The following is a 12,505-nucleotide window of genomic DNA, read 5'->3' on the forward strand; positions in this document are numbered from 1 at the left end:
ATGACGACCATCACCCTCGTCCGGGGGGACATCACCCGGCAGACCGTCGACGCCATCGTCAACGCGGCCAACTCCTCCCTCCTCGGCGGCGGAGGCGTGGACGGCGCGATCCACCGCCGCGGCGGCCCCGCCATCCTGGAGGAGTGCCGGGCCCTGCGCGCCTCCCGGTACGGCAAGGGCCTCCCCACCGGCCGGGCGGTCGCCACCACGGCGGGCGAACTGGACGCCCGCTGGGTGATCCACACCGTCGGCCCGGTCCACAGCGGCAGCGAGGACCGCTCGGAGCTGCTCGCCTCCTGCTACCGCGAGTCCCTCCGCGTGGCCGACGAACTGGGCGCCCGCACGGTCGCCTTCCCGGCGATCTCCACCGGCGTCTACCGGTGGCCGATGGACGACGCGGCCCGCATCGCGGTGGAGACGGTACGGAGCGCGCGGACGGCCGTCGAAGAGGTGCGCTTCGTCCTCTTCGACGACCGGGCGTACGAGACGTTCGCCGCGCGGCTGAACTGAGCGGAGCCCCGGTTCCGGCTGCTCCGTGCGCCTGCGTCGATGCCGGCGCCGGACGTTCACCGGGCGGGTGCGGATCCTCGGCGGGGCCCGGCCGCGGTCCGGCGTGAGCCGGTACGACCGCCCGGCCTCACCCGAACGGCGGCAGCCGCGGTGCGCCCGGGCGGGGCCTGCCCAACGCTCGGAGTGGTGGTGCGCCCCGCGAGGACGGCGCGTACCGCACCGAGCGGGGAGGCACAGAGAGGAACGCCCATGAGTCAGGCAGCGCATCCCACCGAACCGAGTCCCCCCGGCGGCTCCGGGCCGCCGCGGTCCGCGGCCCGCGGCAGTGGCTGGGTGACCGGCGGTGTCACGTTGGCCGGCGTCCTGATGGTGTGCAGCGGCATCCTCGCGCTCCTGCAGGGGATCGCCGCGGTGGCCGGTGACGACGTCTACTTCCGCATCGGCGCGTACATCTACAAGATCAGCCTCACCGGCTGGGGCACCATCCACATCATCATCGGCGCCCTGGTCCTCCTGACCGGCGTCGGGCTGCTCATGGGCATGGCCTGGGCCCGCTTCGCCGGCCTGTTCCTCGTCGCGCTCAGCCTCATCACGCAGTTCCTGTTCCTGCCGTACGCGCCCGTCTGGTCGCTGTTCCTGATGGCGCTCGACGTCTTCGTCATCTGGGCGCTGGCGTCCCGTCAGGAAACGGTGAGATGAGGCTCGCGGGGCCGGTCAGCCCAGTGCGCGCAGGCTCCTGCCGAGCAGTGCCACGCCGTCGGCGATGACACCCGGCGGGGTGGCCGCGTAACCGAGGACCAGGCCCGGCCGGCCCGGCGACTGCCGGTGCCAGGAGAGCGGCTGGCACTTCACACCGTGCGCGAGCGCCGCCGCCGCGAACTCGGCGTCGGGCACGTCGGCGGCGTACGTCACCGTCAGATGCAGGCCCGCCGCGGCGCCGTGCACCCGCGCGCCCGGCAGGTGCTCGGCGAGGGCGGCGATCATCGCGTCCCGGCGCCTGCGGTGGCGCCCGCGCAACAGCCGTAGATGCCGCTCCAGTTCACCGGACTCCATCAGCCGGGCGAGCACCAACTGCGGCAGGACCGCGTTGCCCAGGTCGTTGAAGCGTTTGGCGTCGACCAGCGCGGCGCGGTGCCTGGCCGGTGCCACCAGCCAGCCGATCCGCAGTGCCGGGGCGAGCAGCTTCGACACGCTGCCGAGGTAGCAGACCCGGTCGGCCAGCAGGGCGCGCAGCGCGGGAACCGGGGGCCGGTCGTAGCGGTGCTCGGCGTCGTAGTCGTCCTCCAGGATCAGCCCGCCGTCCCGCGCCCACTCCAGCAGCTCTCGCCGGCGTTCGCCGCTGGTCACCACACCGGTGGGGAACTGATGGGCGGGCGTGAGCAGGACGGCCCGGGCACCGGTGGCCCGCAGCGCGTCGACCCGTACGCCCTCCTCGTCGACCGGCACCGGGGGAGTGGCCAGGCCGCCGTTCGCCAGGTGCTGGCGGGCCCCGAGCGAGCCGGGATCCTCCACCGCGACCGCGTCGACGCCGTCCGCCCGCAGCACCGGGTGCAGCAGCGTCAGCGCCTGCGCGGTGCCGGCGACGATCAGCACCTCGTCCGGCTCCACGCGTACGCCCCGCATGCGCGCGAGCCAGTCGGCGACGGCCCGTCGCAGGCGGGGCGCACCGCGCGGGTCGCCGTAGCCGAGATGCTCGGCGGACAGCTCGGCGAGCACGGCACGCTCGGCACGCAGCCAGGCGGCCCGCGGAAAGGTGGTGAGGTCGGGGCGGCCGGGTGTGAAGTTCACGGCGGCCGGCGCGGCCCGCAGCGCGTCGAAGACCTCGGCGCCGGGGTCACCGGCGAACAGCCCGGCAGGGGTCCCGGCACGCCCTCCAGCGGGCCCGTCCGGGTGCACCTCGGGCTCGGCCGGCATCGCGGCACGGGACCGCGCCGCGACAAGGGCGGTATCGCCACCGAGCACACCAGGGGCGGCGTCAGCGCCAACCGCGGCGCCAACCGCACCGGCACCGACGCGAGCACCGGCGTCCAGGTCGGCACAGCCACCGGCACCCGGCGAGCCGCCCGCGTGCCCGGTGCCGGGCCCGGCTCTCTCCGCAAGTCCGGGCCGAGTTCTCTCCGCAAGCCCGTGCTCGGGACGCACAGGCGCGACGGCGGCGAACGGTGCCGCGACCACCACCGTGCCGCCGCGCCGACGGCCCGCCACCTGCCCGTCCTCGGCGAGGCGCCGGTAGGCCTCGGTCACCACCCCCCGGGAGACACGCAGCTCCGCGGCGAGCACCCGGGTCGGCGGCAACCTGCTGCCCACCACCAGCCGGCCGTCGGCTATCGCCTGCCGCAGCCGGCCGGCCAGCCACTCCGCCTTCCCGCCGGGGGGTACGTCACCGACCGCCAGCTGGAGGAAGTCCGAACCGCGCTCCGGCACTTGCCCGGCCGACTCCGCCGTGTTCCGCCCCACAGACACCCTGCCCATGCTGTCACGCGCCCCTGACCGTTCCCCGTCGCCCACCCGTTGCCGTGCGCCTGTCCCCGCAGCCGGTGCGGCCCGACCATCGGCCCGCCGGTCCACCCGTCCGCCCCTCCGCCCGCCCCCCGCGGCGCCGCCCCCTGCCCCCGTGGCGCTTCCCCGCCCCAGCGGCCCGTCAGCCCCCGAAGACGAACTCCGGTGTCTCCCGCGTGAGTACGGCCGTCGCCGTGGTGGCCCCCCAGTGCGCCGCCACCTCCTCCTCGATCGTCTTCATCACCTGGGCCACGCTGTCCGCGCCGCCCTCGTGCATCGCCTCCGCCACCACCAGCACCCGGTCGGTGTGCGCGCCGACCGCCGAGTGGCCGCTCTGCCGGTGGGTCCAGCGGCGGGCGTGGGACCGGTTCGCGGAGTCGACGTAGGTCACCTCGCCGGGCACGGGATGCTCGACCCCGCCGCCGAACGCGGTGTACGTCTCGTCCCCCAGGGCCGGGCGGACCTCCAGCAGCGGCCCGGTGATCCGGTCGACGTCGAGGACCGCCACCGGGACCGCGTACGCCACCGAGATCGCGTTGCACAGGTCCACCAGCGGATGGACGGCCGGCAGTGCCCCCTCCTTCCGCAGCCGGCGCAGCAGGGACTCCGAGGCGCACCGGTACCGCGTCGGCTTCACTCCCATCCGGGTGAGGGTCCGCCGCCAGGCCAGCACCTCGGGGAACTCGCCCTCGGTCGCCCGCTCCAGCCGGGCCACGGCCCGCGCCGTGTGGGCGGCGGCGCGCTGCCGGGTGTCCGCGGTGGCGCCGACACCGGTGGCGTACAGCACGCCGGCGGACAGTTCGGGGTACGCGGCCCGGACCGCGTCCGCATGCCGGAATCGCATGGTCACGCCACCACCACTCGCGTGCCGGCGCTCGACGAAACGCTCAACAGAACCTCCTCGGTGATCGGAAAGGCCAGCCTGCCCGGCGCTTGGCCCGTCGGCCAGGGCCAAACGGGGCCGCGACGACCGGTCCATAACCCGGGCCGGTGCCCCCTGGCCGACGGTCGCCGCGGTCCGCGTGGCATCATCGGCCGAGGTCAGGACCACCGCCGTACGAGGAGCACGATGAACCCCGCTCTCACCGGGTCGCCGGAGGGCACCGCCTCCCGCCCGCACGGCGCCGTGAGCCAGGGGCGGGGCGCCCGGCTGCTGGACGACTTCTCCCTGGAGATGACCGGCAAGGACGTGTCCAGGCTGGAGGAGGCCGCGGACGGCATCCCGCCGGGCACCCGGATCAACATCACCTTCCTGGCCGGTGAGGACACCGCCACGCGGTTGACGGCCGCCCGCGCGGTCAAGCGGCTCGGCTTCGTCCCCGTGCCCCACATCTCCGCGCGCCGGCTGCCCTCCCGGCCGGCCCTGGAGGAGTTCCTCGGCGGGCTGGCGGCCGACGGCACCGCCGAGAACGTGTTCGTCGTCGGCGGCGACCCCGCCCGGCCCGAGGGCCCCTACGAGGACGCCCTCTCCGTCCTGCGCACCGGACTGCTGCACCACCACGGCGTCCGGCACGTCGGCATCACCGGCTATCCGGAGGGGCACCCCGGCATAGCCGGCCACGCGCTGTGGTCGGCGCTGACGGACAAGGCGGCGGCCATCGGCGCCGGCCCGTTCACCGGCGACGTGATCACCCAGTTCGGCTTCGACGTCGATCCGGTCCTCACCTGGCTGGAAGCCCTCCGCGCCCGCGGTGTGCACCTGCCCGTCCGCATCGGCGTCCCCGGACCGGCCGGCGTGCGCCGGCTGCTGGGCTACGCCACCCGGTTCGGCGTCGGCACCAGCGCCTCCGTCGCCCGCAAGTACGGGTTCTCACTGACCAACCTCATGGGCACGACAGGGCCGGACCGCTTCCTGCGGGCTCTGGACGAGCGGTACGACCCCGCCCGGCACGGCGCGGTCAAGGTGCACTTCTACACATTCGGCGGGCTGCGCACCACCGCCGAGTGGATCACCGGGTTCCGGCAGGGCGGCGCCCCCGCGAGCGACCTCTCCTGAACCGGCCCGGCCCCTGGCCAGGGCCACGTACGTGTCGGATTCCCGCCAGCGGACGGCCTGGCCGGTGGCGGATGCTGGACGCATGCAGACAGGAACGCATCTCGACCGGGAGCACTGCGTGCGCGCCGTGCAGTCCAAGGACGCGCGGTTCGACGGGTGGTTCTTCACGGCCGTACTGACCACCCGGATCTACTGCCGGCCGAGCTGCCCGGCCGTGCCGCCCAAGCCGGAGAACATGACGTTCTACCCGAGCGCCGCCGCCTGCCAGCAGGCCGGGTTCCGGGCCTGCAAGCGCTGCCGCCCCGACACCAGCCCCGGCTCCCCGGAGTGGAACCGGCGCGCCGACCTGGTGGCCCGGGCCATGCGGCTGATCGCCGACGGTGTCGTGGACCGCGAGGGGGTGCCCGGACTCGCCGCCCGGCTCGGCTACAGCGCCCGGCAGGTGGAGCGGCAGCTGCTCGCCGAACTGGGCGCGGGCCCCCTCGCGCTCGCCCGCGCCCAGCGTGCCCAGACCGCACGGCTGCTCATCGAGACCACGCCCCTGCCCATGGCGGAGATCGCGTTCGCGGCCGGCTTCTCCTCCATCCGTGCCTTCAACGACACCGTCCGCGAGGTCTTCGCGCTGTCCCCGAGCGAGCTGCGCGCCCGGGTGCCCGACAGCGGCGCGGGCACCCCCGGCGTGCTCACCCTGCGGCTGCCGTTCCGCGCCCCGCTCAACCCGTCGAACCTCTTCGGCCATCTCGCCGCCACCGCCGTACCCGGTGTGGAGGAGTGGCTGCCCGACTGCCTGAGCGGCGTGGACGGTGCCCCCACCGGCGCCTACCGGCGCACCCTGCGGCTGCCCTACGGCCATGGCATCGCCGCCCTCGCACCCCGCCCCGACCACATCGTCTGCCGGCTCACCCTCAGCGACCTGCGCGACCTGACCGTGGCCATCAGCCGGTGCCGCCGCCTGCTGGACCTGGACGCCGACCCGGTCGCCGTCGACGACCGGCTGCGCGCCGACCCGTTGCTCGCCCCACTGGTCGGCCGGGGCCCGGGCCGGCGGGTGCCGCGCACGGTCGACGAGGCCGAGTTCGCCGTCCGGGCCGTGCTGGGCCAGCAGGTGTCCACGGCCGCCGCCCGCACCCACGCGGCCCGTCTGGTCACCGCGCACGGCAAACCCCTGGACGACCCCGAGGGCGGCCTCACCCACCTCTTCCCCTCTCCCGAGGCGCTGGCCGACGTCGACCCCGGCACCCTGGCCATGCCCCGCACCCGGCGCGCCACCCTCACCACCCTCGTCCGGCGGCTCGCCGACGGCGAGCTGCACCTGGGCGCGGACGCCGACTGGGCGCAGGCCCGTGCCCGGCTGCTCGCGCTGCCCGGCTTCGGTCCGTGGACGGTGGACGTCATCGCCATGCGGGCCCTGGGCGACCCGGACGCGTTCCTCGCCACCGACCTCGGTGTCCGGCGCGCCGCCAAGGAGCTGGGCCTGCCGTCCACCCCGGCCGCGCTCACCGCCCGCGCGGAGAGCTGGCGGCCCTGGCGGGCCTACGCCGTGCAGTACCTGTGGGCGACCGACAGCCACCCGATCAACGTCCTTCCGGCGTGAGGAAACCGATGAACCACCACACGACGACCGACAGTCCCTACGGTCCGCTCACCCTCGTCGCCGACGCCGACGGCGCCCTGTGCGGCCTGTACATGGCCGGCCAGCGGCATCGCCCCGCTGATCAGGCGTTCGGCCCGCGCGACGACACGCTGCCCGTGTTCACCGAGACGACCGAGCAGCTGACGGCGTACTTCGCGGGCACGCTCAAGCAGTTCACCGTCGGACTCGCCCTGCGGGGAACCCCGTTCCAGCGCAGCGTCTGGGAACAGCTCACCCGCATCCCCTACGGCGAGACGCGTACCTACGGCGAACTCGCCGGCGCCCTGGGCAGTCCCGGCTCCTCCCGTGCCGTCGGCCTCGCAGGCGGCCGCAATCCCGTGGGCATCATCGTCCCCTGCCACCGCGTGGTCGGCTCCGACGGCGCTCTCACGGGCTACGGCGGCGGCCTGGACCGCAAACGCCGCCTGCTGGACTTCGAGGCGGGAACGGCCCTGTTCTGACCGGTCGGAACGACAGCCCTAGCCCCGGGCGTGCAGCCCCCGCAGCAGGCGGGGCAGGGCGGTGCCGATCGGTTCGCGGACGACCTCGTGCGCGAAGTCGTCGTACGGCGTCGGCTCGGCGTTGACGATGATCAGGTGGGCGCCGTTGTCGGCGGCGACCCCGACCAGGCCGGCGGCGGGCTGCACCTGGAGACTGCTGCCGACGGCGACGAACACCGTGCACGCCTTGCTGATCGCCATGGCCTCGCCCAGGACGACGGGATCCAGGCGCTGGCCGAACATCACCGTCGCCGACTTCAGGATGCCCCCGCACTCCAGGCAGGCGGGGTCCTCCTCCCCGTCGTCCACCCGGGCCAGGACCTCCTCCATCGGCCCCCGCGCCCGGCACCCGGTGCACACCACGCTGCGCGCGCTTCCGTGCAGCTCCAGCACCTTCCGCTCGGGCATCCCGGCGAGCTGGTGCAGGCCGTCCACGTTCTGCGTGATCACCCGCACCGGGATGCCGGACCGTTCCAGCTCGGCGACCGCCCGGTGCGCGGCGTTCGGCTCGGCCTTCAGCGCGTGGTTCTTCCGGCGCATCTGCCAGGACCGCCGCCGGATCTCCGGATCGGCCATGTAGTACTCGTACGTCACGAGCTTCTCGGCCTCCGGGTCCCGGCGCCACAGCCCGTTCGGGCCACGGTAGTCGGGGATGCCGGAGTCGGTGGAGACACCGGCCCCGCTGAACACGGCGACGAGCGGCTTGGTCATGCCCCCGAGGGTAGGGTTGGCCGCCCGGCTCCCGCGAACGGATAACGGCGTCGCGCACCTGCCCCCCCGGGGGCGGGGGTCACTGGACGCGGTGGCCGTTCTCCAGCTCGGCCGTGCAGGACCCGTCCGCGAGTACGTCCATGGCGGCCAGCACCCGGCGGCCGAGCGCCCCGGGCAGATGGGCGGTGAGGTCGTCGCGGGCGACCAGGCGCCAGGACAGCAGTTCCTCCTCCTGGAGGCGGATGGCCTTCAGTTCGGAGTCGGTGAGGACGCCCCCGTCGTACAGGTACGCCACCAGTGGCGGCCGGCCCACGCCGTGCACCCAGTCGACCGCGAGCAGCCGCCCCAGCGGACGGTCGAGCCCGATCTCCTCCAGGGTTTCCCGGCGGGCGCCCTGACGCGGCGTCTCCCCGGTGTCGGACTCGATGGTCCCGCCCGGAAGCGCCCAGCCCTCACGGTAGTTGGGTTCGACGAGCAGCACCCGCCCCTCGGCGTCCCGGAAGAGCGCGGCGGCACCGGCGAGGACACGGGGCAGGCTCGCGATGTACGTGGCGAAGTCAGGAGCGGTCGTCATGGGGGAAGGGTAACCAGCCGGCCCGTTCCTACGTCCCGGTCGCGGTCAGGCGCAGGGTGCGTTCGGCCAGCGCACTGATCCGTACGCCGTCGAAGCCGAACACCGCGCTGCGCACCGTGTCCTGCAGCGGGTCCCGCCACCGGGCCGGAATGGCGTCCGCCCCGGTGAGGACGCCGGCCACCGAGCCGGCCGTCGCCCCGTTGGAGTCGGTGTCCAGTCCGCCGCGCACGGTCAGGGCGATGGTCCGGGTGAAGTCGCCGTCGCCGTAGAGCAGCCCGGCGGTGAGGACGGCGGCGTTCGGGACGGTGTGGATCCAGCCGAGCCCGGCGGTCTCCGCGGACACCGTGGCCAGGGTCTCCTCCCAGGGCAGCCGGGCCTCGTGCAGGGTCATCACCCGCCGTACGGTCCGGGCCAGGCGGCTGCTCGCCGGGACGACGGTGAGCGCGGTCTCCAGGGCGTCCCGGACGGTCGCGGCGGTGAAGGCCGCCGAGATCAGGGCGGCGGCCCACATGGCGCCGTAGACCCCGTTGCCGGTGTGTGAGAGCACCGCGTCCCGGCGGGCCAGACCCGCGGCCCGGACCGGGTCGCCGGGGCTGGTCCAGCCGTAGACGTCGGCGCGGATCAGCGCGCCGATCCACTCCTGGTAGGGGTTGTCGTACGTCGCCGTCAGCGGCGGTTTCATCCCGTTCGCGAGGTTGCGGTAGGCCGCCCGCTCCGCCGTGAACGTCTGCAGGTACGGCAGTCTGAGCAGCCACAGGTCGCCCACCTGCTCGGTGCTGAAGCCGAAGCCGTGGGTCTCCAGCAGGTGCAGGCCGAGGATGGCGTAGTCGACGTCGTCGTCCCGGCAGCTGCCGTGGATCCGGCCGCGCACGCAGCTGCGCCACTCCGGGCGCAGGACGGCGGCCTCGTCCGCGTCGGCGGGCTCCGGCAGGTAGTCGGTCAGCGGCAGCGCGGCGGCCCCGCGCAGGTATCGGTCGATGCGGTCGCGGGTCCACACCTCGCCCTGTTCGACCGGTTTGCCGAGCATGTTGCCCGCGATCCGGCCGAGCCAGCCGCCGTGGATGCGGTCGGCGAGATCCGGTCCGGTGCGCTGGGTGCCCATGGCAGGGGTGTACCCACTTTGCCCGCCCGGCTCCCGGCCGCTTCCCAGGGTTCGGGCGGGGCATGACGGCGGGGGTGTCCTGCGGTTATGGTCACAGCGGCGCGACTGGCCCCGACATGCGCGGGGCCCGGAGAGCAAGGGGAAGACAAGGTGGCGGACGCTGCAAACGAGACCCGTCGGGTGCTCATCGCCGCGGACAAGTTCAAGGGCTCGCTGACGGCCGTGCAGGTCGCCGAGCGGGTGACGGCCGGGCTGCGCCGGGTCGTGCCGGACCTTCGGGTCGAGGCGCTGCCCGTGGCCGACGGCGGCGACGGCACCGTGGACGCGGCGGTCGCGGCCGGCTTCGAGCGCCGTGAGGTCCGGGTCGCCGGACCGCTCGGCGAGGAGGTGACGGCCGCGTTCGCGCTGCGCGACGGCACGGCGGTCGTGGAGATGGCCGAGGCGAGCGGCCTCCAGCGGCTGCCGGCCGGCGTCTTCGCCCCGCTCACGGCATCGACGTACGGCTCCGGGGAGCTGCTGCGGGCCGCGCTGGACGCGGGCGCCCGGACGATCGTGTTCGGCGTCGGCGGCAGCGCCACGACGGACGGCGGCGCGGGCATGCTGGCCGCGCTGGGCGCCCGGTTCCTGACCGAGGAGGGCGAGCCGGTGTCCCCGGGCGGCGGCGGCCTGGCCGGCCTGGCCCGCGCCGACCTGTCCGGCCTGGATCCCCGGCTGTCCTCGGTCGAGCTGGTGCTGGCCAGCGACGTCGACAATCCGCTGACCGGGCCGAAGGGCGCGCCGGCGGTGTACGGCCCGCAGAAGGGCGCCTCGCCGGAGGACGTGGCGACGCTGGACGCCGCGCTGGCCCACTTCGCGAAGGTGCTGGAGGCGGCGGCCGGCCCGCGGGCGGCGCGGCACGCGGCGTCCGCGGGCGCGGGCGCGGCCGGCGGCATCGGTTACGGCGCCCTCCTCCTGGGCGCGCGCTTCCGCCCCGGCATCGAGGTGATGCTGGACGTGCTGGGCTTCGCACCCGCCCTGGAGCGGGCCTCCCTGGTCATCACGGGGGAGGGGTCGCTGGACGAGCAGACGCTGCACGGGAAGGCACCGGCCGGGGTGGCCGCGGCGGCGCGGGCCGCGGGGAAGGCCGTGGTCGCGGTGTGCGGGCGGCTCGCTCTGCCGGAGGAGGCGTTGCGGGGGGCCGGGATCGGACGGGCGTACCCGCTGACATCGCTCGAGCCGGACGTCGCCAAGTGCATCGCGGACGCCGGACCGATCCTCGAACGGGTCGCCGTCCGGATCGCCGAGGACCACCTGAGCTGACCCCGGGGGCGTGGCACCCGGGACGGCCACACGAGCGAGGGCCCCTTACCCGTGCCGGGTAAGGGGCCCTCGTCGTACCTCTGCGTGCCGGGCTACGGCAGCTGCGCCGCCCGCGCCTCGCGGCGGTTGCCGCGGAAGTTGTTCACCCGTCGGGCCGTGGCGAACAGCGGAATCACCGCGCCCATCACCAGCTGCAGCGCGCAGCCCGTCTGGAGCAGCAGCTGACCGCTGGGCGCGTCGAAGGCCCAGGCGGCCAGGAGGCCCATGGACAGCACGATCCAGGCGAGCATGGCACCCGCGAGGCGGCCCCGCGGCTTCGGGTACTCGACCCGGCTCACCATCAGCCAGGCCGTCCCCAGGATCGCCAGCAGCGTCGCCACGAACGGCAGCTCCAGCAGCACGATCGAAACGACCGTCAGCGCGCCGAACGGCGAGGGCATGCCCTGGAACATGCCGTCCTTCAGCGTCACGCAGCTGAAGCGGGCCAGTCTGAGCACCACCGCGAGCAGCACCACGATCGCGCCCACCGCGGCCACCCGCTGGTGCGCGTCGTCCGCGACCATGCCGTAGACGAGGACGAAGTACGCGGGCGCCAGGCCGAAGCTGATCAGGTCCGAGAGGTTGTCCAGCTCGGCACCCATGGGGGAGGAGCGGAGCTTCCTCGCGACCAGTCCGTCGAACAGGTCGAACACGGCCGCGCAGAGCATCAGGATGACCGCCGTGGCCGCGCTGTGGCGGGCCATGCCGGACTCCTGGCTGCCGGTGAGGTGCGGGATCAGGATGCCGGTGGTGGTGAAGTACACCGCCATGAACCCGCACGTGGCGTTGCCCAGGGTGAGGGTGTCCGCTATCGACAGGCGGAGAGAAAGAGGCATCTCCTCCTCGTCGTCCACCTCGTCGGCCTCGGGCACCCAGCCGGCCTGGGTCTCCGGATCAATCACGGTCAATGCGAGTCACCCCAGCCACGGTCTTCTGACCGACCTCGACCGCGACCTCCACGCCCTCGGGCAGGTAGAGGTCGACACGCGAGCCGAAGCGGATCAGGCCGATTCGGTCGCCCTGCTCGACCTTCGTGCCCTGAGGGATGTAGGGCACGATGCGGCGGGCCACCGCGCCGGCGATCTGGATCATCTCGATGTCGCCGAGTTCGGTGTCGAAATGCCAGACTACGCGCTCGTTGTTCTCGCTCTCCTTGTTGAAAGCTGGAACAAAGCCGCCGGGGATGTGCTCGACCGACGTCACCGTGCCCGAAAGGGGCGCGCGGTTGACGTGGACGTTGAGCGGGCTCATGAAGATGGCGACGCGGGTGCGCCCGTCCTTCCACGGCATGATGCTCTGCACCACACCGTCGGCGGGTGAGATGACCCGGCCCTGGGCGATCTCGCGCTCGGGGTCGCGGAAGAACCACAGCATGCCCGCCGCGAGCGCGGTGGCGGGTACGGCGACGGCCTTGGCCGCGCCGGAACGGCGGGCGCGGGCCAGGCTGAGGGCTGCGGTGGCGACGGTCGGGAGAAGCCACGGCGATGCTCCGCGCGCGAGGCGTGCGCCTACCAGGCTGTCGCGGTGTGCAGAGGTTTGGCTGTGGGGCATGGATGACCTTCGTAGCGGATGATGCCGCGCTCTGACGGGGGACGGCGGCTTTCCGGGATCGTACCGTTCGCGGGCCACAACTGGGCAAGCC

General features: G+C 74.3%; 13 protein-coding genes. 6 read left to right on the plus strand and 7 right to left on the minus strand.

Annotated features, from left to right (window positions below; translation table 11 throughout):
- On the plus strand, window positions 1-510 hold the full coding sequence (locus AB0B40_RS21395; RefSeq protein ID WP_345056763.1) for an O-acetyl-ADP-ribose deacetylase: 510 nt from the start codon (window positions 1-3) through the stop codon (window positions 508-510).
- A gap of 249 nt (window positions 511-759) precedes the next feature.
- On the plus strand, window positions 760-1,209 hold the full coding sequence (locus AB0B40_RS21400) for a hypothetical protein (RefSeq protein WP_345056765.1): 450 nt from the start codon (window positions 760-762) through the stop codon (window positions 1,207-1,209).
- Window positions 1,210-1,224: 15 nt separating this feature from the next.
- Here the strand turns inward: AB0B40_RS21400 and AB0B40_RS21405 are convergent, their stop codons facing one another.
- Together AB0B40_RS21405 and AB0B40_RS21410 are read right to left on the minus strand one after the other, a co-directional pair.
- Window positions 1,225-2,973 (minus strand): PLP-dependent aminotransferase family protein, encoded by a 1,749-nt coding sequence (locus AB0B40_RS21405; protein ID WP_362264980.1) that lies wholly within the window; start codon window positions 2,971-2,973, stop codon window positions 1,225-1,227.
- Window positions 2,974-3,151: 178 nt separating this feature from the next.
- On the minus strand, window positions 3,152-3,853 hold the full coding sequence (locus AB0B40_RS21410; RefSeq protein ID WP_345056769.1) for a phenylalanine--tRNA ligase beta subunit-related protein: 702 nt from the start codon (window positions 3,851-3,853) through the stop codon (window positions 3,152-3,154).
- Window positions 3,854-4,183: 330 nt separating this feature from the next.
- Between AB0B40_RS21410 and AB0B40_RS21415 the strand changes: the two genes are divergently transcribed.
- The 3 genes from AB0B40_RS21415 to AB0B40_RS21425 all read left to right on the plus strand — a co-directional run bounded on the left by AB0B40_RS21415 (window position 4,184) and on the right by AB0B40_RS21425 (window position 7,099).
- Complete coding sequence (locus AB0B40_RS21415; RefSeq protein WP_345056872.1) at window positions 4,184-5,005, plus strand: methylenetetrahydrofolate reductase; 822 nt, start codon at window positions 4,184-4,186, stop codon at window positions 5,003-5,005.
- Between the two features lie 82 nt (window positions 5,006-5,087).
- Entirely contained in the window at window positions 5,088-6,599 is a 1,512-nt protein-coding gene (locus AB0B40_RS21420) for an AlkA N-terminal domain-containing protein (protein ID WP_345056771.1), read from the plus strand.
- A gap of 8 nt (window positions 6,600-6,607) precedes the next feature.
- Window positions 6,608-7,099 carry a methylated-DNA--[protein]-cysteine S-methyltransferase gene (locus AB0B40_RS21425; protein ID WP_345056773.1) on the plus strand — a complete coding sequence of 164 codons (492 nt, stop codon included), beginning with the start codon at window positions 6,608-6,610 and terminating at the stop codon, window positions 7,097-7,099.
- Between the two features lie 18 nt (window positions 7,100-7,117).
- Here the strand turns inward: AB0B40_RS21425 and AB0B40_RS21430 are convergent, their stop codons facing one another.
- The 3 genes from AB0B40_RS21430 to AB0B40_RS21440 all read right to left on the minus strand — a co-directional run bounded on the left by AB0B40_RS21430 (window position 7,118) and on the right by AB0B40_RS21440 (window position 9,525).
- On the minus strand, window positions 7,118-7,849 hold the full coding sequence (locus AB0B40_RS21430; RefSeq protein ID WP_345056775.1) for a Sir2 family NAD-dependent protein deacetylase: 732 nt from the start codon (window positions 7,847-7,849) through the stop codon (window positions 7,118-7,120).
- A gap of 79 nt (window positions 7,850-7,928) precedes the next feature.
- On the minus strand, window positions 7,929-8,423 hold the full coding sequence (locus AB0B40_RS21435) for an NUDIX hydrolase (protein WP_345056777.1): 495 nt from the start codon (window positions 8,421-8,423) through the stop codon (window positions 7,929-7,931).
- A 28-nt stretch (window positions 8,424-8,451) separates the two neighbouring features.
- A complete protein-coding gene (locus AB0B40_RS21440; RefSeq protein ID WP_345056779.1) occupies window positions 8,452-9,525 on the minus strand; it encodes an ADP-ribosylglycohydrolase family protein in 1,074 nt (357 codons plus the stop codon).
- 150 nt (window positions 9,526-9,675) lie between these two features.
- Between AB0B40_RS21440 and AB0B40_RS21445 the strand changes: the two genes are divergently transcribed.
- Complete coding sequence (locus tag AB0B40_RS21445) at window positions 9,676-10,824, plus strand: glycerate kinase (RefSeq protein ID WP_362264983.1); 1,149 nt, start codon at window positions 9,676-9,678, stop codon at window positions 10,822-10,824.
- Between the two features lie 92 nt (window positions 10,825-10,916).
- Here AB0B40_RS21445 and pssA read toward each other — a convergent pair whose 3' ends face one another.
- Window positions 10,917-11,735, minus strand: a complete 819-nt coding sequence (pssA, locus tag AB0B40_RS21450; protein ID WP_345056874.1) for a CDP-diacylglycerol--serine O-phosphatidyltransferase — start codon at window positions 11,733-11,735, stop codon at window positions 10,917-10,919.
- A gap of 22 nt (window positions 11,736-11,757) precedes the next feature.
- Window positions 11,758-12,414, minus strand: a complete 657-nt coding sequence (locus AB0B40_RS21455; protein ID WP_362264985.1) for a phosphatidylserine decarboxylase — start codon at window positions 12,412-12,414, stop codon at window positions 11,758-11,760.
- Between the last annotated feature and the right edge of the window lie 91 nt (window positions 12,415-12,505).

It is taken from the genome of Streptomyces sp. NPDC042638, assembly GCF_040647235.1.
In the GTDB taxonomy this organism is placed as follows: Bacteria; Actinomycetota; Actinomycetes; order Streptomycetales; family Streptomycetaceae; genus Streptomyces; species Streptomyces rameus.

Excerpts from the sequence above, each read along its gene's own strand:
- AB0B40_RS21395 (WP_345056763.1), top strand. The coding sequence starts at position 1 with ATGACGACCATCACCCTCGTCCGGGGGGACATCACCCGGCAGACCGTC.
- AB0B40_RS21400 (WP_345056765.1), top strand. The coding sequence starts at position 760 with ATGAGTCAGGCAGCGCATCCCACCGAACCGAGTCCCCCCGGCGGCTCC.
- AB0B40_RS21410 (WP_345056769.1), bottom strand. The coding sequence starts at position 3,853 with ATGCGATTCCGGCATGCGGACGCGGTCCGGGCCGCGTACCCCGAACTG.
- AB0B40_RS21415 (WP_345056872.1), top strand. The coding sequence starts at position 4,184 with ATGACCGGCAAGGACGTGTCCAGGCTGGAGGAGGCCGCGGACGGCATC.
- AB0B40_RS21420 (WP_345056771.1), top strand. The coding sequence starts at position 5,088 with ATGCAGACAGGAACGCATCTCGACCGGGAGCACTGCGTGCGCGCCGTG.
- AB0B40_RS21425 (WP_345056773.1), top strand. The coding sequence starts at position 6,608 with ATGAACCACCACACGACGACCGACAGTCCCTACGGTCCGCTCACCCTC.
- AB0B40_RS21430 (WP_345056775.1), bottom strand. The coding sequence starts at position 7,849 with ATGACCAAGCCGCTCGTCGCCGTGTTCAGCGGGGCCGGTGTCTCCACC.
- AB0B40_RS21435 (WP_345056777.1), bottom strand. The coding sequence starts at position 8,423 with ATGACGACCGCTCCTGACTTCGCCACGTACATCGCGAGCCTGCCCCGT.
- AB0B40_RS21440 (WP_345056779.1), bottom strand. The coding sequence starts at position 9,525 with ATGGGCACCCAGCGCACCGGACCGGATCTCGCCGACCGCATCCACGGC.
- AB0B40_RS21455 (WP_362264985.1), bottom strand. The coding sequence starts at position 12,414 with ATGCCCCACAGCCAAACCTCTGCACACCGCGACAGCCTGGTAGGCGCA.